The sequence below is a fragment of the Halorubrum halophilum genome (genome assembly GCF_000739595.1).
Classification (GTDB): domain Archaea; phylum Halobacteriota; class Halobacteria; order Halobacteriales; family Haloferacaceae; genus Halorubrum; species Halorubrum halophilum.
This window is the reverse complement of sequence record NZ_BBJP01000030.1, coordinates 67,226-84,168: the sequence shown is the minus strand read 5'-3', so window position 1 is coordinate 84,168 and position 16,943 is coordinate 67,226. Positions and strand designations below refer to the sequence as shown.

The following is a 16,943-nucleotide window of genomic DNA, read 5'->3' as shown; positions in this document are numbered from 1 at the left end:
AATCTCGCTATTTATAAACAGATTTGCGGTGGCGCGTGCCTCCGAGCGGCCGACAGGCCGCGAGGAGCACCGCGCGAGGGACGCGGTGAGCGCTCGGAGAGCGCGAACCGCGAGGCTGGGGAGGCGTGAGGTGCGGGGCGGGGTGGGACTCAAAGGGGCAGTCGCGAGGACGAAGGTGGCCGCAGCAAGCACCGCAGCGAGGGAGCGCAAGCGACTGAGCGAGGCGCACAGCAAGGCCCCCGAGTCGTCGCGACTGGGGCTTTGGAGGTGTTCGCCGTCGATCCGCAGACAACTACTTATAAGCGATCGACTGGGACTTTGAAGGAGTCCGACGTCGATCCGTCATCAACCATTTATAAACGATCGATCAGAACGCAAGTGACGTTCGCTGCGACGACGGATCGCTTATAAAACACCGATCCGCGATCTAGTTCCCGGTCCAGCGCAGCACCGCCAGCGTCCCTTCGTACAGCACGATCATCGTCAGCGTCACGATGATCGGCGCCATCCCGGTCGGGTCGGGGCTGAAGAGGAACGCGATCCCGAGGAACGACCCCCAGAAGATCAGCCGCTTCGCCTCCAGCCACTGCCGGGTGACGAGGTTCATCATGATCGCGAGCATGATGAAAAGCGGGATCTGGAAGACGATCGCCATGAACGCGAGCATGATGACGATCAGGTTGAACGTCTCCGCGAGCCCGAAGGCGATCGTCGCGGCGTCGGAGGTGTAGGTGGTGAAGTACGAGAAGATCGCGGGCAACACGAGGAAGTGCGCGAACGCGATCCCCACCCCGCCGAGGATCAGGCTCGTGGGGACCGCCGCGAGGTAGTAGCGCCGCTCGTTGTCGTACAGGCCGGGCTTCATGAACCGGTAGGTCTGGTAGACGAACGCCGGGAGGCCGACGACGACGCCGGCGAGCCCGGCGACCTTCAGCCGCGTGAGCGGGAGTTCGAGGGGGCCGTACAGCCGCGGGCGGTTCTCCATCGGCGCGGGGATGTGGTAGCTCCAGAAGTAGTTGATGAGATCCGTCGACTCGGTGACGACGACCAGCGTCGCCAGCCCGCCGATGGCGAAGACGACGGCGAGCCGCCGCATCATCTCCTCGATGTGAGCCGCAAGCGGCATCTCCTCGTCCGTCTCGGGCGCCTCCAACCCCGAGAACTCCTCGTCGCTTCCGGCGGCCGCTCCCCCGGCGATGCCCCCGTCCTCGGCGGTCGGCGCGTCGGCCTCGTCGTCCTCGGTGTCCGCGTTGTCCGCGTCGCCCGTATCCTCGCCCGCGTCGTCCTCGCTCGCGTCATCGCTCACGCCGACCTCGGAGGTGACCTCGGGAGTTACCTCCGGCTCGACGGGGGCCGAGTCGTCGCCGTCCTCGCTCCCGTCGCCGTCGGATCGGCGGCCTGCAGTGGCGTCGCCGTCCGTCTCCGCCGCCTCGCCGGAGTCGGCGCCGGCGCTGTCGACCGTCCCGTCGTCGGCGACCGAGTCGTCCTCGGGGGCCGAGGGCTCGTCACGCGACCGGTCCGAGTCGTCCATTCACTTCTTCTAGGCAACCGGGTGACTATAGGCCTTTTCGGATAGCGGCGAGCGCCGCCCCCGGTGCGCGGACGCGAACGCGGTCGAAAAGGTTGATAACGGCGACGGACTTCCGGTCCCGTATGGCGAGTGCCCTCGACGAGGATACCCAGCAGTCGCTCGCGGAGGGACGCGAGTCGGCGAAGGCCTTCCTCCGGTCGATTCAGAAAGACCTCCAGAAGGTGTTCGTCGTCTTCCTGGCGGGATTCCTCGCGACGTTCTGGGCGCTCCGCGTGTACATCTGGGACGCTCTCAGAACCGTCACCGAATCGAACATGTCGCCGGCGGTCGCCGCCGAGACGGACGTGATCGCGACGACCCCGTTCGAGGTGATCCTCCTGCAGGCGAAGATCGGGCTGATCGTCGGCGTGATCTTCGCGATTCCGCCCTTCATCTACGTTTCTCGCGACGAGCTCCGCGCCCGCGGGGCGTGGCCGCAGTCGCGGATCCCGCGCTGGAAGCTCGCCGGGATCTTCCTCCTCGGAGCCGGACTCTTCACCGTGGGCGTCGCCTACGGGATCTACGCCTTCTTCCCGATCATGTTCTCCTTCCTAGCCGGCTTCGGGCTGGAGGCCGGGCTCCAGCCGACCTACGGGATCGTGATGTGGACGGAGTTCATCGTCTTCCTCTCGCTGTCCTTCGGGCTCGCCGGCCAGATGCCGCTTCTCATCACCGGGCTCTCCTACTCCGGGATCGTCCAGTACGAGACGTTCCGCGACAAGTGGCGCTACGCGGTCGTCGCCATCTTCGTCTTCGGCGCCGTCTTCTCCCCGCCGGACCCGTTCACGCAGCTGATGTGGGCGTTCCCGCTCATCGTCCTCTACGGCTTCAGCCTCTACCTCGCGAAGCTCGTCGTCACGGCCAAGCGAAGCTCCGACCGCATCGACGTGCTCGGCGCGGCCCGGAACCACTGGAACGTCGTGGGCGGCGCGGCCGTCCTCGGCGGCGGGCTCGTCTACGCCTTCTACGAGTACGGCGGCCGGACCGCGTTCAACGACCTCCTCCGGCTCGCCAACAGCGACTGGCGCTTCCTCGAACCCGGCGCCGGGCTCGGCGTCGACCCCGCGACGGCGGCCGGGATCTACGCCGCCGCCTGGGCGCTCGCGTTCGTCGCCGTCGCGACGCTGTGGGCCGTTTACGCCGACCTCGACACGACGAGCGCGGGCTACCAGTACGGCGACCCCGCCGCCATCGACGTGAGCGAACTCGACGCGCCCGGCGTCCGCGCCGCCCCGGACGACGCGTTCGCGGAGATGGACGAAGAGGAGTCGCTGGCGCTCGCGCAGGCCGCGATCGACGACGACGACCCGGAGAAGGCGCAGGCGATCCTCGACCGGTTCGACGCGGTGCATGAGGACGACGGCGAGGACGGTGACGGTGAGGCGGCCTCCGGCGCCGACGCGGCGGGGACTGGAGGTGGCGGGGCGGGCGGCTCCGGCGGTTCCGGCGGCGACGGACTGGTCGGTACCGTTCAGGACCGCACCTCTCGCGCCAGCTCCACGTTCCTCTCGGAGCTCACCGACGGCGACGAGGACGAGGCGGAAGACGACATCGGCGGCTACTACACGGACCTCAAGTTCATCTTCGACTCGCTGCGGTCGCGGTCGTTCCGCCTCGTCGCCGTCTTCGGCGGCGTGATGGCGGCCGCGTTCACGTGGCTGTACCTCGGTGGACTCGGGACGGTTCGCAACGATCTGGAGTCCCGCGTCCCCGCCGAGATCGAGGGCGGGATCAACATCATCACCCTCCACCCGGTCGAGGCGCTGATATTCATGGTGAAGTTCTCCGTCCTGCTCGGGATCATCGCTGTGTTCCCGGTCGTGCTCTACTACGCGTGGCCCGCCCTGCGGGAACGCGGCTTCGTCGCCGGGCGCATCTACCAGGTGTACCTCTGGGCGGGAGCGCTGCTCGCCGGGCTGATCGGCGGCTTCGCGCTCGGCTACGCGTACATCGCGCCCGGCCTCATCGGGTGGCTCGTCACCGACGCGCGGCTCGCCGATATGATCATCACCTATCAGGTGGGCGATTTCTTCTGGCTCGTCATCTACACGACGATCGGGATCGGGTTCCTCGCGGACATCCCGATCGCGATGGTCCTACTGAACAACGCCGGCGTCCCCTACCGGGTCTTCTGGAACCGCTGGCGCGAGGTCACCGTGGGGATCATGCTGTTCGCGGCGGTGTTCACCCCCGCCGACGTGATCACGATGATCCTCGCGACCCTCCCGGTGATGGCGGCGTACGGCGTCGGCATCGGCGTCCTGTTCGTCGTCACCTTCGGCGGCCGGCGGAACCTCTCGCCGCCCTCGGAGTTCGTCGGGCGCTGACGAGCGCCGAGATCGATTTGGGTCCTCTCCCCCTACCAGCGCCGCAGACCGCCGAGACCGACGGGTATTCCCGCGCGCGCACGCAATAGGGGGACAAGATGAGCAAGGACTACATCGAGGTCCGCGGCGCCGAGGAGCACAACCTCAAGGACCTCGACGTCCGGATCCCGCGCGAGGAGTTCACCGTCGTCACCGGGCTCTCCGGGTCGGGGAAGTCGTCGCTCGCGTTCGACACCGTCTACGCCGAGGGACAGCGCCGGTACATCGAGTCGCTGTCGGCGTACGCCCGCAACTTCCTCGGCCAGATGGACAAACCGCAGGTGGAGTCGGTCGAGGGGCTCTCGCCCGCGATCTCCATCGACCAGAAGAACGCCGCGAACAACCCCCGCTCGACCGTGGGGACCGTCACCGAACTGCACGACTACCTCCGGCTGTTGTACGCCCGGATCGGCACCCAATACGACCCCGTCACCGGCGAGGAGGTCGGCGAGCAGTCGGCACAGGACATGGTGAACCAGATCCTCGAACTGCCCGAGGGGACCCGCGCGAAGGTCGCCGCGCCGGTCGTCCGCGACCAGAAGGGCGCCTTCGAGGAACTGTTCGAGGAGCTGGTGAGCGACGGCTACGCGCGCGTCGAGGTCGACGGCGAGCCGATCGACCTGACCTTGGACGACCCGGACCTCGACGAGAACTACGACCACACGATCGACGTGATCGTCGACCGCGTGACCGTCTCGCCCGACGCTCGCTCGCGGATCACGGACTCGGTAGAGACCGCCTTGGAGGAGGCCGACGGCGCGCTCAAGCTGATCGTCCCCGACCCGCCAGAAGACGTGCCGTTCGCGTCGAACGCGCGTTCGACCGGGTCGCTCGCGGCCGACGCCGAGAGCGACGACCGGCTCGTCGTCGAGTTCTCCGAGGAGCTCGGTAACCCCAACTCCGACGTGCAGTTCTCCGCGATCGAGACGCGCTCGTTCTCCTTCAACAGCCCCTACGGCGCCTGTCCCGAGTGCGAGGGGATCGGCTCGACGAAGGAGGTCGACGAGGACCTCGTTATCGAGGACCCGTCGAAACCCCTCAAACACGTCTTCGAGCCGTGGAGCTACGACCGCACCTACTACTCCCGCCAGCTCGACAACGTCGCCGATCACTTCGGCGTCTCGCTGGACACGCCCTTCGAGGAGCTGGACGAGTCGATCCGGCGGCAGTTCCTCTACGGCACCGACGACCTCGTCCACTTCGAGTGGACGACGAAGAACGGCACCCGCGAGAAGACCGAGCGCTTCGAGGGCGTCATCCCGAATCTGGAGCGCCGCCACGTCGAGACGGATTCCGAACGCGCCCGCGACCACATCGAGGAGTACATGGCCGTGACGACGTGCCCCGAGTGCGAGGGCACCCGCCTGAAAGAGCAGTCGCGACACGTCCTCGTGGGAGACACCGCGATCACCGAGGTGAACGAGCTGTCGATCGCCGAGGCGCGCGAGCACTTCGAGGGGATGGAAGCAGAGCTGAACGAGCGCGACACGACGATCGCGACGGAGATCCTCAAGGAGATCCGCGCGCGGCTCGGCTTCATGGAGGAGGTCGGTCTCGATTATATCACGCTCGACCGCGAGGCGTCGACGCTTTCGGGCGGCGAGAGCCAGCGCATCCGGCTCGCGACGCAGGTGGGTTCGGGGCTCGTGGGCGTGCTGTACGTGCTCGACGAGCCGTCGATCGGGCTCCACCAGCGCGACAACGACCGCCTGCTGAACACCCTCGCGGGGCTCCGTGACCTCGGAAACACCCTGATCGTCGTCGAGCACGACGAGGAGACGATGCGCCGCGCCGACGAGATCATCGACATGGGGCCGGGCCCCGGAAAGCGGGGCGGCGAAGTGGTCGCGCAGGGCGACTTCGACGACATCGTCGCGGCCGACGACTCGATCACCGCCGACTACCTCTCGGGGCGCAAGGAGATTCCGGTGCCCGAGGAGCGCCGCAACCCGGACGGCGAGCTGACGGTGCGAGGCGCGCGCCAGCACAACCTGAAGGACTTGGACGTGCCGATCCCGCTCGGCACGCTCACGACCGTGACCGGCGTCTCCGGGTCCGGGAAATCGACGCTCGTCAACGACGTGCTTTATAAGGGACTCGTCCGCGAGATGAACGACAACACCTCGGTCGACCCCGGCGAGCACGACGCGATCGACGGGATGGAGGGGATCGAGACGGTCCGGCTCATCGACCAGTCGCCGATCGGCCGGACGCCGCGCTCGAACCCCGCGACGTACACCGACGTGTTCGACTACGTCCGCGAGCTGTTCGCGGAGACCAAGCTCTCCAAGCGCCGCGGCTACGAGAAGGGCCGGTTCTCCTTCAACGTGAAGGGCGGGCGCTGCGAGGAGTGCGGCGGGCAGGGGACCGTCAAGATCGAGATGAACTTCCTCTCGGACGTGTACGTCCCCTGCGAGGAGTGCGGCGGCGCGCGCTACAACGACGAGACGCTCGACGTCACGTATAAAGGCGCGACCATCTCCGACGTGCTCGACATGAGCGTCGACGAGGCGTACGACTTCTTCGAGAGCCACCAAGGGCTCCAGCGCCGCCTGAAGCTCTTAAAAGACGTGGGGCTCGGCTACATGGAGCTGGGCCAGCCCTCCACCACGCTCTCCGGCGGCGAGGCGCAGCGCGTGAAGCTCGCCGAGGAGCTCGGCAAGAAGGCGACCGGCGACACGCTCTACCTGCTCGACGAGCCGACGACGGGGCTCCACAAGGAGGACGAGCGAAAGCTGATCGATGTGCTCCACCGCCTCGTCGACGGCGGCAACACCGTGGTCGTCATCGAACACGAGCTCGATCTGGTGAAAAACGCCGACCGCGTGATCGATCTGGGTCCCGAGGGCGGCGACGGCGGCGGCGAACTCGTCGCCAGCGGGACTCCGGAAGCGGTGGCCCGCGAGGAGGAGTCGCACACCGGTCGGTATCTCCGCGACATGCTCCCCGACGTGGATCTGGAGGGGCCGCGCGACGACCGCCGGAAGCCGGCGGTGGCCGACGACGACTGAGTCTCGGTCTCGAACCCACCTCGAACTCAGAACTTCTCCAGTAAGCCGTCGTAGAACTCCCCGCCGCGGTCGCCGGCGAGCTTCTCGACGATGAGTTCCGGCGTCGACCGCGCGAGGTGGCCCTTGCGCGGCGAGCGGTTCACTCGGAGTTCGCCGTCGACGAGTCCGGCGGCCTCGATCCCGTCGACGGCGACCGCGAAGTCGGCGGCGTCCCGGATCTCTCGGGCCAGGTGAGAGACGAAGACGGCGGTGGTGTCCTGATCGTCGAGCGCTTCGAGGATGCCCGCGATGATCTTCGCGGAGGCACCCGGCTCCGTGATCGACTCCAGCTCGTCGACCAGTACGAGCCGGCCGTCCGCGCCCTCGACGAGGTCGCCGAAGTCCCGGAGGGTCGCCTCGAACGCGCCCGCGTCGAGGGTCCCCTGCGACTTGGCGTAGTAGTGGACCTCCTCGAAGCGCTCGACGGTCGCCGACTCGGCGGGGACGGGCATCCCCATCTGCGCGAGGACGACGACGAGCGCGACCAGATCGAGGGTGGAGGTCTTCCCGCCGGAGTTGACTCCTGAGAGGAGCGTCGCACCCGACACCGCGTAGTCGATCGGCTCCACGTCCTCGAAGTCCACGTCGAGGAGGGGCGAGCGACCGCCCTCGATCCGGAAGCCCGAGTCGGACGACTCCGCCCCGACCACCTCGGGCATCGCGCAGTCGAAGTCGCGCGCGAACCGCGCGATCGCCAGCTCCACGTCGAGTTCGAGGGCGTCGCGCACGAGCTCTTCGACGGGCTCGCGGAGGTCGCCGAGGTCGCTCGCGAGTTCCGCCTTCAGCCGGGCGGCCCGGCGGTCGCGCGCCGCCGAGAGCTCGGTGCGGAGCCGCGAGACCGCGCTCTCGTCGTGCTCGACCGGGAAGGAGGGGTCGCCGCCGAAGACTCGCTCCGCGAGCCCCGCCTCCTCGGGCTCCAGGCGGAGCGCGTCCGCGAGGTGCTCGCGGGCGCGGGCCAGCGCCTCATCGTACTCGTCGGCGAGCTCGCGGTCCAAGAGCGAGTCGACGCGAGCGCCCTGCTCGACGAGGGAGAGGAAGTCGGTCCCCTCGATGGTCACGTCGCGCTCGCGGATCGCCTCCCGGAGCCGGTCGTCGGCGACCGACTCCGCGGTCGACACCGCGGCGTCCAGATCGTCGACGGCGGCCGTCAGCCGTTCCAGCTCTTCGTCGCCCACAACCGTCCCGTCGTCGTCGAGCCGCGCCAGCGCGTCGCGGAGGCGGTCGGGGTCGGCCGCGGGGTCGCCGTCGGCGACGGGGCCGCCCGCCGCCGCGGCCGCCTCGTGAACCGCCGCGGCCGCCTCCAGCCGCTCGCGGTTCGCGGCGAAGAAGGCGAGCAGTCGCTCGGGGACGGTCTCGGCGGGCTCGTCGAGGGCGTTCGGGCGGACGTGCACGTCGCCCTCGACGTCGAGCCCGGCGAACTCTTCGTCCAACACGATCACGGTCGCGTACGACCGCGCGAGCTCGGAGATGTCGCGGGCCTCCTCGACGGTCTCGACCGACAGTTCCGGGACCGCCGACTCGGCGCGCGCGAGCGTCTCGGCGTCGGCCGTCGCGAGACAGCGGTCACGCACGCGGACCGTCGGCGGGTCGGCCAGCGGTTCGACCCCGGAGAGCGCCTCGCGGACCGCGGGGTCGGGGTCGCGCTCTGTCGCCGCCGCGACGAACGACTGCGCCTCGTCGATCCGCGAGGCCGAGGCGCTCGGGTAGAACGTCTCCAGCCGCTTCGCGGCGTAGTCGGTGACGGTGCGCTCGCGCAGCAGGTCGATCGCCTCCCGGTACACCTCGCGGGCGCGGTCGGTCGCCAGTACGCGCCCGTCGTCGCCGTGTCGTCGGCGGATCGCGCCGCGCGCGATGCGGGCCGCGCGGGCCTCGTTGACTCCGGGGGCGCGGGCGATCGCGGCCACGTCGCCGGATTCGACGGTCGCGACCGGATCATCGAGTTCGCGCAGCGACGCGGCCGTCTTCGCGCCGACGCCGGGGATCGCCTCTAACTCCATCTGTCCGCGGGTATCGCGGCAACGCGCAAAAGGATAGGGGGTCCCGGCGTATCACATCCCCCGCCCCTCGCCGCGGCCGACGCGCTTTTTCCCGCCGGCCGCGAATCCGGGGCCATGAGCCAGCACACCCTCGCCGCCGACGGGAGTGACCTCGCCCCCGAGACGGCGGCGAAAGCGGCGGCCGCCCGCGACGCGCTCGCCGAGCGCGACGGGGTCCTCGTCGCCTTCTCCGGCGGGGTCGACTCCTCGGTCGTCGCGGCGCTCGCACGCGACGCGCTCGGCGACGACGCGGTCGCATGCACGGCGCGGAGCGAGACCCTCCCGGCCGCGGAGCTCGACGACGCGACGCGCGTCGCCGGCGAGATCGGAATCTCCCACGAGACGGTCACCTTCTCGGAACTCGACGACCCGAACTTCGTCGCCAACGACGGCGACCGCTGTTACCACTGCCGGACGATGCGGCTCGGCCGGATGTACGAGACGGCTCAGGAACTCGGGATCGGAACCGTCTGCGACGGGACCAACGCCGACGACTCCGGCGAGGGACACCGCCCCGGCCTCCGCGCGGTCGAGGAGCTGGACGTGTTCTCGCCGCTTCTGGACGCGGAGATCACGAAAGACGAGGTCCGGGAGATCGCCGAGGCGTACGACCTGTCGGTCGCGGACAAGCCGTCGATGGCGTGTCTCTCGTCGCGGATCCCGACCGGACTGGAGGTGACCGAAGAGCGCCTGACCCGCGTCGAGAAGGCCGAGCGGGTGCTTCGTGAGTGGGGGTTCGAGGGGTTCCGCGTCCGCGACCACGACGGGCTCGCGCGCGTCGAGATCGCCCCCGACGAGCTGGAGCGCGCGCTCGACCCGGCGTTCGCCGACGCGGTCCACGAGCACCTCACCGACGTGGGGTTCGAGTACGTCACCCTCGACATGGCCGGCTACCGGACCGGGAGCGTGAGTCCCGGCGGCGACGGGAGCGAGGGACAGGGAGAAGCGGCGGAAAGCGACGGCGAGGCGAACGTCGATCTCGGCCGGCAGTACCCCCGCTGAGCCCGCCGGTGGAGCGGAACTGTCCGCCCGACCGTCCCGAGCCGTTATCACCCGAGAGAACCCGACGCGAACGTTTATGAGGCGTGTTGGTCAAACGACAGCTATGAGCGAGGCGAAGACGCTTGCGGTCATCGCCGGCGGCGTCGGCGGCGCGGTCGGCGCGTTCGTCGGGGTCGCGATTGGCGGGAGCGCGCTCTCGGTAGCGCTGACGACGAGTGTCGTCGCCCTGGTGGTCGGCGTGGCGGTGATCGCCAGCGCCGTCATCGCCGGCGACGTGGAGTTCTTCGCGAGCGCCGACGGGGAGTGACTCGCCACTTCGCGAGCGACTTTGTCGACGCCTTCTGTCGGTGATCCGTTCTGGCCCGACTGCGGCTACTCTCCGACCGGTGGTGAGTCAGATCGGGAGTAGGTGTTGCAGATCGGTGGTGGCGATCCAGTATTTAAATAATCGTGAGCGCTAGCGACGATCACTTATAAAGAACGATGTGGTCGGCGCGCCCCGGTGAGCGGCCGCCATCGGCGGCCGCGAATCGCGAGGGACCGAAGGTCCCTCTGGCAGCCGGCGGCGAAGCCGCCGGCGACGCCGGTGCGAGGGAGTCGCTGGCGGCGGCAGCCGCCAGCGACGAGGCTGGGGAGGTGTGAGGTGCTGTGCGGTTGCGGTGCGGGGCGGGACTCAAAGGGGCAGCCGCGCTCGGCGAACCCCAGCGATGCAAGGACCGCAGGGAGGGAGCGTTAGCGACCGACTGAGGACCGCAGCGAGCTGTGGGAGCCGAGCGCGGCTGGGGCTTTGGAAGTGTTCACTCTAGCACTGTCGCTCGCCTATAAATAGCCGACAGCAACACCACTCGATCACGTATAAACAACCACTCCACCATCTCGCTATACCCACTCCCGCTATCAATCAAGACGCACGTTCAGCGACCAGCGATGGCGGATCTCAGAACAGACCGGGACCGCTCTCGGTCCCCTGTCGGCGGCCGCTGATAATGTTCGGGGTGCCACCGGTCTGGATGATGTTGAACGCGGTCATCAGGTCCGTGCGGGAGATGATCCCGACGAGCTCCTCGTTCCGGTCGACGACCGGGAGCCGGCCGACGCCGTTCTCCTGCATCGTCTGGAGCGCGGTCATCGCGTCGGCCTCGGGACCGACGCCGACGATGTCGGTCTCCATCACGTCCCCGACGTTGTAGGCGTCCCGCTCGACCTCCCGGACCGATCGGGCGTCCTCAAGAGTCACCATCCCGACGAGGTTGCCCCCCTGAACCACGGGGTAGCCGGTGTGGCGCTCCTCGAACATCCGGCTCACCAGCTCCGCGACCGAGGTGTCTTCGGTGACGGTGTGGAGGTCCTCGCGACGGGTCATCACGTCGCTGACGGTGACGTCTTGGAAGGCGGCCTTCAGCGTCGTCTGCTGGGCCTCGCCGGAGGCGGCCATGTAGATGAAGAAGGCCAACACGATCAGCAGGAGCTGGAAGGTGAACAGCCCGATCAGTCCCATGAGGAACGCGAACACCTTGCCGATCCCGGCGGCGCGCTGGGTCGCCTGCGCGTGCGGCTGGTTCCGCGCGAGGAGCGCCCGGAGGACGCGTCCGCCGTCCATCGGGAAGGCGGGGAGCATGTTGAACACCGCGAGCACGACGTTCAACAGCGCGAGGTAGCCGAAGACGAACAGCACGGCGTTCGAGCCGACCGGCGCGAGCGCGAACACGCCGAAACAGACGAGCCCGACCGCGACGCTGACGACCGGGCCCGCGATCGCGATCCAGAACTCGTGTTTCCAGTCCTCGGGGAACTCGGTGAAGCTGGCGAGCCCGCCGAGCAGCCACAGGGTGATCGACTCGATCTCGTAGCCGTACCGCATGGCGACGATCGAGTGCCCGAACTCGTGGAGGAGGACGCCGCCGAACAGCCCGAGCGCGGCCGCCAGCCCGAGCGCCCACGGCGTGAGTCCTTCGGTGAGTGCACCCGGGGTGATGATCTCGGCACCGAGCGCCATGTTCATCGTCTCGGCGATCATTCCGACCTGCGAGCCGATGAGATAGGCGAAAAGCGGCAGTACGATCAGAAACGTCCAGTTGAGCCGGACCGGAATCCCCAGAACCGTCCCGATCTTGATTCCACGCATGTCCGCGAGTTAGACGGGTGGGCGGTTAAACGTCCGGGCGACGGCGACGGAGCGGCAGCGGGGCGACGGGCGCCGTCGTTTATAAGATGTCGGCCGGCGATCGGTCGGTATGCGAGACACCACCGACGACGCGGCGACCGCGGGACCGGCTCCTGTCCTGAAGCGCGGCGACGAGATCGAGTACGAATCGGTCGACGCCGCCGACGGGCTCCGGAAGGGCGTCCTCCTCGACGAGTCGGACGGCGCCCCGAACTTCGCGATGCGGCGGTTCGAACTTGCTCCCGGCGCCGCGGTCCCGCGCCACACGAACGCGGTCGAACACGAGCAGTACGTGCTCGCCGGCGAGTACGTCGTCGGAATCGGCGAGGAAGAGCGCGTCGTCGCCCCCGGCGACGCCCTTCTCATTCCGGCGGGCGTCGAACACTGGTACCGGAACGAGAGCGAGGAGCCGGGGGCGTTCATCTGCGCGGTGCCGAACGGCGACGACGAGATCGAACTGGTCGAGTAGCCGTCTCGCTCCCGCCGCTCACTCGATCGTCCCGACGCGGTCCGCGACGTAGCCGAACTGGTCGCGGTAGCCGTACGGCGACAGCAACACGGGGTAGAAGGGTTCGTCGGCGCGGAGCTGCTCGTCGTCGGCGGCCGCGAACGGCTCCCCGGCCTCGACGCGCTCGAAGTTGCGCGCGAACACCTCGTACACCTCGGCGTCCGGCTTGGGGATCCGTTCGCGGAGCCGGAACACCGCCACGTCCTCGCGCCCGCCGGCGTCGATCACGTCTTCGGCGCCTGGAGCGGGGGTGACGCCGGTCGCTGCCAAGAAGGCTCGCGAGAGCCAGTAGGCGTTGTCGGCGGCGCCGTCCGACCCCTGCAGGCCGGCCTCCACCTCCAGCGTGTGCGGGTGTTCGATGAGCCGCCCCTCGGTGAACGCGTCGGTCTGGATCACGGCGTCGACCGGGAGGTGCGGGGCGACCGCGCGGGCGACCTCGTCCATCGAGTCGACGACAGCGAACGGCTCGGCGTACGACTGCGTCGAGTGGATCGCGAGCGTGGTACAGCCGTCGAGCGCGTCGAGCACCTCGGCGGCGAGCCGCTCCTCGTGCGCCTCCGCGTCGGGATCGCCGGGGAACGACCGGTTGAGGTCGGCGTCGAGGTAGCGGACCTCGGCGTCGAGGGCCTCCTCGTTGGCGAGAATCAGCCGGACCGGGCGCTCAACGTCGAGGTCGGCGTCGAGGAGCCGTCGGACTGCGCGGGCGCCGCAGGGCTCGTCGCCGTGGATCGCGCCGACGACCGCGACCTCCGGCTCCCCCTCGCCCAGATCGTGAACGTCCATACGACCGAAAGGAGGCCCGCCGATAAGTGGCGTTCGGATCGCGGACACCCCGGACGGTGTCGCTAGTGCGGCTCAGTGCTCCTCGTCGATTCGCTCCGCGTACTCGTAGTCGGCCGGATACGCCTCGGGGCGGGCGCCGTCGATGGCGATTTTCCACCCGTCGATGGCGGTCGGGTCGTCGAGCGCGGCCCGAAGCGTCGCCCGGACATCGTCGAGGTCGACCCCGTAGAAGTCGCCCGGGAGCCCGCGGAGGTACTCCAGTGCGGTCTCGAACAGCGACCGCATCCCGTCGTCGTTCCCGAAGTCGACGCGCTTGTACGCGCCCGCCGCGACCTGCACCATCCCGTGGAGGAAGGCGCTCTCGGCGGTGCCGCTGCCGTAGTTGTACCACTCAGATTCGAAGCAGTCGTGCGACTCGTGGTACTCGCCGGCGTTGAACAGCCGGACGCCGTGCTCGGTCGCCCGCCGGAGCGTGGCGTGCTCCCAGTGGCCGCCGGCGATCCGGGTGTCGGCGGCGGGGTCGTCGTCCGCCGTGCCCTCGCTCACGGCGCCCTCCTCAGCGCCGCCCTCGCCCGTCGCCTGCCACCCGGTCGGGTTCCCAAGCGGCGGGGCGACGCCGGGATCGCGGGTGTGCTCGTCCATGGGCACGGGTCGCGCCCCCAGCGACCTAACCGTTTCGCGGGGAAGAGGAAGCGGCGACCCTTCGCGGCGGTCGGCCCAGTCGGATCGAACGCTTCTTTCCCCCGCCCGGCGTCGACTCGGGCAATGGACGCCGGCCTCCTCTCCGCGATCGGTGCCGCGGTCGTCTGGGGGACCTACATCTTCGTGCTCAAGCTCTCCTTCTCCGGATATCCGCCCGCCGGGCTCACGGTGCTGATCAACGTCTCGGCGATCGCGTGGTTCCTCCCGGTCACCGTCGCGACGAACGACTTCGCTGCCGGCGGAATCGGAGCTATTGCCCAAGCGGCGGTCGGCGTGGACCCCGCTGCCGTCGCCGTCGTCGCCGGGACCGCGGCGGCGACCGCGGCCGCCTTCGTGCTCTTCCTCCGGGCGATCGACGAGGGCGACGTGTCGTACGTGACGCCGATCAACAAGGTCGTCCCGATGTTCGTGCTCCCGCTGGAGGTTCTGCTGCTCGGCGAGGTGCTCGCGCCGATACAGGTGGCCGGGGTCGTCGTCGCCACCGCGGCCGTGTACGTCGCCAACTACGAACCGGGAGACCTGCTCGCGCCGCTGGTTGGTGCCGTCCGCTCGCGGCCGGCCCAGCTCGCGCTGGTGAGCGCGGCGTGCTACGCCGTCGCCGACCTCGGAAAACGGGTGGCGCTCCAGGAGCTCGCGATCCCCGGGACGCTGTGGGTGCCCCTGTTGCTCGCCGGCGTGACGCTCGTGTTGTTCCCGGGCGCGCTCCGGAACCCGCCGAGCGTGACGCGCGACGACGCGCCGAAGTTCGTCGCCGGCGGCGCCCTGGTCGCGCTCGGCGAGCACCTGACCACGGTCGCGTTCGCGGCGCTACCCGCGAGTGTCGCCTCTCCCGTGATCAACACGCAGGCGATCGTCGCCGTCGTGCTCGGCGGGGTGATCCTCGGCGAGCGCTACTTCCGGCTCCGGCTCGTCGCGGCCCTACTCGCGGTCGTCGGCGTCGGGATGATCGCGCTGTGAGGCCGGGACGGCCAGGGTGGGTCCGCAGGCGAGTCGCGAAGGACGCGAGACGACCCCCAAAACACCTTACGTGGGGAACCGAAGCGTCTCCATGAACCGCGACGCGGATCCCGGTCAGAGATATGCCGAGTCGATCGTTTCCGCGCTCGGCGACGGCGCCTACGTCCTCGACGCGGACCGGAACCGCGTGTTCGTCAACGACCGGCTCCGGGAGGTGACGGAGTTCGGCGACGAGATTCTCCTCGGGAAACACCCCGAGCGCGTGGTCGCTGAGGGGTACTGGGACGAATCGACCGGCGAGTGCTTCCGCGCCGCCGCGGAGCCCGTGCTCGCGGGCGAGTCCGCCGACGAGCGCGTCCAGTTGACGACGACGCTCGGCGACGGGTCGACGGTCACGACCGAGACGCGGCTCACGCCGCTGACCGAGAACCTCGACGGAAGTTCCGAAGGTGACGACGGTCCCAACTGCGAGGTGGTCGGCGCCGTCGGCGTGATCCGCGACGTGACGGAGCGCGTCGAGCGCGAACGCGAACTGGCGCGGCTCAACGAGCGGCTCGAACGCATCGCGGGGTTCCTCTCGCACGACCTCAAGAACCCGCTCTCCGTCGCGCGCGGGTACCTGACGCTGGCCCGAGACACCGAGGACCTCGACCGGCTCGACCCCGCCGAGGACGCGCTCGACCGGATCGAGGCGCTGATCGACGAGGCGCTCGTGATGGCTAGGGAGCCCGCGGCGATCGAGGTCGATCTCGAAGCGGTCGATCTCGACGCGCTCGCGACCGACTGCTGGGAGTCGGGCGACTTCGGCGACCCGCCGGCTGGCGCGACGCTCGTCGTCGAAGATCCCGGCCCGGTCGCGGCCGATCGAGACCTACTCCGTCGGGCGATCGGGAACCTGCTCGGGAACGCGTTCGACCACGCCGGGGACGCGCCCGAGATCCGGGTCGGCGTCGACGACCGCGGGATCTACGTCGCCGACGACGGGCCGGGGATTCCGGCGGACGAGCGCGGCGACGTGACCGAGTTCGGCGTCTCGAACGACGGCGGCACGGGGATCGGGCTCGCCATCGTCGAGCGCGTCGCGGCCGCACACGGGTGGGCGCTGGAGATCGGCGAGTCGCCCGGTGGCGGCTTCGAGGCTCGCCTCGTCGGCGCGGAACCGACGAGATAAAGGGCTGGGGTGTCGAACTCACGGCCGCGTGCGAGGGTAGCCAAGCCCGGAAACGGCGGCGGATTCAAGCTCCGCTCCTGTAGAGGTCCGTGGGTTCAAATCCCTCCCCTCGCATGAGCGCGTCCACAACGCGCGAATGCACAACGAGGGCGGGATTTGAATCAGGGAGCGCCTCTGGCGCGACCGTGGTTCAAATCCCTCCCCTCGCATCGCCGGGGTCCACCCCCGTGATGCGGAAGACGCTCTCGGAGCGCTCTTCCCTCGCAAAACTTCACTCGAACTCGCCCAGCGTCGGCTATTTATAAACGGGATCGAGAGTGGCGACTAGTCATCTCGATCGCTGAGTCCAACCACACGATGCGGTGGCGCGCCTCCGAGTGGCCGCCTCTGGCGGCCACGAGGAGTCCGCGAGGGAGTCGCTGGCGCCTTATAAGGCGCCAGCGACGAGGCTGGGGAGGCGAGAGGTGCGGTCGCGGTGCGGGCTGGGGCTTTGGAGGTGTCACCGCGGATCCACTGCCAGTAACCATTTATAAGCGATCGCCCCCGCACACACCCGGCCAACGCCACGACCGCCAGCCCGACGCCGATCGCGGACTCGATCGCGGCGAAAACGCGGACCGCTCCCGACACCGAT

12 protein-coding genes and 1 tRNA gene are annotated in these 16,943 nt (G+C 69.2%); 8 read left to right on the top strand and 5 right to left on the bottom strand.

Going from position 1 to position 16,943, the window contains the following annotated elements; all coding sequences use genetic code 11:
• Nucleotides 1-427: 427 nt before the first annotated feature.
• Nucleotides 428-1,531 carry a twin-arginine translocase subunit TatC gene (locus tag ACP96_RS10520; protein WP_050033276.1) on the bottom strand — a complete coding sequence of 368 codons (1,104 nt, stop codon included), beginning with the start codon at nt 1,529-1,531 and terminating at the stop codon, nt 428-430.
• Between the two features lie 122 nt (nt 1,532-1,653).
• Between ACP96_RS10520 and tatC the strand changes: the two genes are divergently transcribed.
• Both tatC and uvrA read left to right on the top strand, forming a co-directional pair.
• Complete coding sequence (gene tatC, locus ACP96_RS10515; RefSeq protein WP_050033275.1) at nt 1,654-3,897, top strand: twin-arginine translocase subunit TatC; 2,244 nt, start codon at nt 1,654-1,656, stop codon at nt 3,895-3,897.
• Between the two features lie 98 nt (nt 3,898-3,995).
• A complete protein-coding gene (uvrA, locus tag ACP96_RS10510) occupies nt 3,996-6,947 on the top strand; it encodes an excinuclease ABC subunit UvrA (RefSeq protein ID WP_050033274.1) in 2,952 nt (983 codons plus the stop codon).
• 26 nt (nt 6,948-6,973) lie between these two features.
• Here the strand turns inward: uvrA and ACP96_RS10505 are convergent, their stop codons facing one another.
• Nucleotides 6,974-8,983 (bottom strand): MutS-related protein, encoded by a 2,010-nt coding sequence (locus ACP96_RS10505; protein WP_050033273.1) that lies wholly within the window; start codon nt 8,981-8,983, stop codon nt 6,974-6,976.
• Nucleotides 8,984-9,097: 114 nt separating this feature from the next.
• Between ACP96_RS10505 and larE the strand changes: the two genes are divergently transcribed.
• Both larE and ACP96_RS10495 read left to right on the top strand, forming a co-directional pair.
• Nucleotides 9,098-10,024, top strand: a complete 927-nt coding sequence (gene larE, locus ACP96_RS10500; protein WP_050033272.1) for an ATP-dependent sacrificial sulfur transferase LarE — start codon at nt 9,098-9,100, stop codon at nt 10,022-10,024.
• A gap of 103 nt (nt 10,025-10,127) precedes the next feature.
• The gene (locus ACP96_RS10495; protein ID WP_050027199.1) at nt 10,128-10,331 is read left to right on the top strand and encodes a hypothetical protein; all 204 of its coding nucleotides are present in this window, start codon (nt 10,128-10,130) and stop codon (nt 10,329-10,331) included.
• A gap of 630 nt (nt 10,332-10,961) precedes the next feature.
• On the opposite strand, the gene ACP96_RS10490 is transcribed toward ACP96_RS10495, so the two are convergent.
• Complete coding sequence (locus ACP96_RS10490; RefSeq protein ID WP_050033271.1) at nt 10,962-12,149, bottom strand: CBS domain-containing protein; 1,188 nt, start codon at nt 12,147-12,149, stop codon at nt 10,962-10,964.
• A 109-nt stretch (nt 12,150-12,258) separates the two neighbouring features.
• Here ACP96_RS10490 and ACP96_RS10485 point away from each other — a divergent pair, with 109 nt between their 5' ends.
• Nucleotides 12,259-12,657, top strand: a complete 399-nt coding sequence (locus ACP96_RS10485; RefSeq protein ID WP_050025279.1) for a cupin domain-containing protein — start codon at nt 12,259-12,261, stop codon at nt 12,655-12,657.
• A gap of 18 nt (nt 12,658-12,675) precedes the next feature.
• Here the strand turns inward: ACP96_RS10485 and ACP96_RS10480 are convergent, their stop codons facing one another.
• Together ACP96_RS10480 and ACP96_RS10475 are read right to left on the bottom strand one after the other, a co-directional pair.
• Nucleotides 12,676-13,479: a succinylglutamate desuccinylase/aspartoacylase domain-containing protein gene (locus ACP96_RS10480; protein ID WP_050033270.1), complete on the bottom strand. Its 804-nt coding sequence runs from the start codon at nt 13,477-13,479 to the stop codon at nt 12,676-12,678.
• Between the two features lie 72 nt (nt 13,480-13,551).
• Complete coding sequence (locus ACP96_RS10475; RefSeq protein WP_050033269.1) at nt 13,552-14,121, bottom strand: DUF309 domain-containing protein; 570 nt, start codon at nt 14,119-14,121, stop codon at nt 13,552-13,554.
• 123 nt (nt 14,122-14,244) lie between these two features.
• Here ACP96_RS10475 and ACP96_RS10470 point away from each other — a divergent pair, with 123 nt between their 5' ends.
• From ACP96_RS10470 to ACP96_RS10460, 3 genes are all read left to right on the top strand, one after another.
• Nucleotides 14,245-15,138, top strand: coding sequence for a DMT family transporter (locus ACP96_RS10470; protein ID WP_050033268.1), 894 nt, complete (start codon nt 14,245-14,247; stop codon nt 15,136-15,138).
• A 91-nt stretch (nt 15,139-15,229) separates the two neighbouring features.
• A complete protein-coding gene (locus ACP96_RS10465; protein ID WP_050033267.1) occupies nt 15,230-16,309 on the top strand; it encodes a PAS domain-containing sensor histidine kinase in 1,080 nt (359 codons plus the stop codon).
• 30 nt (nt 16,310-16,339) lie between these two features.
• A tRNA-Leu gene (locus tag ACP96_RS10460) sits at nt 16,340-16,423 on the top strand.
• Nucleotides 16,424-16,943 lie beyond the last annotated feature (520 nt).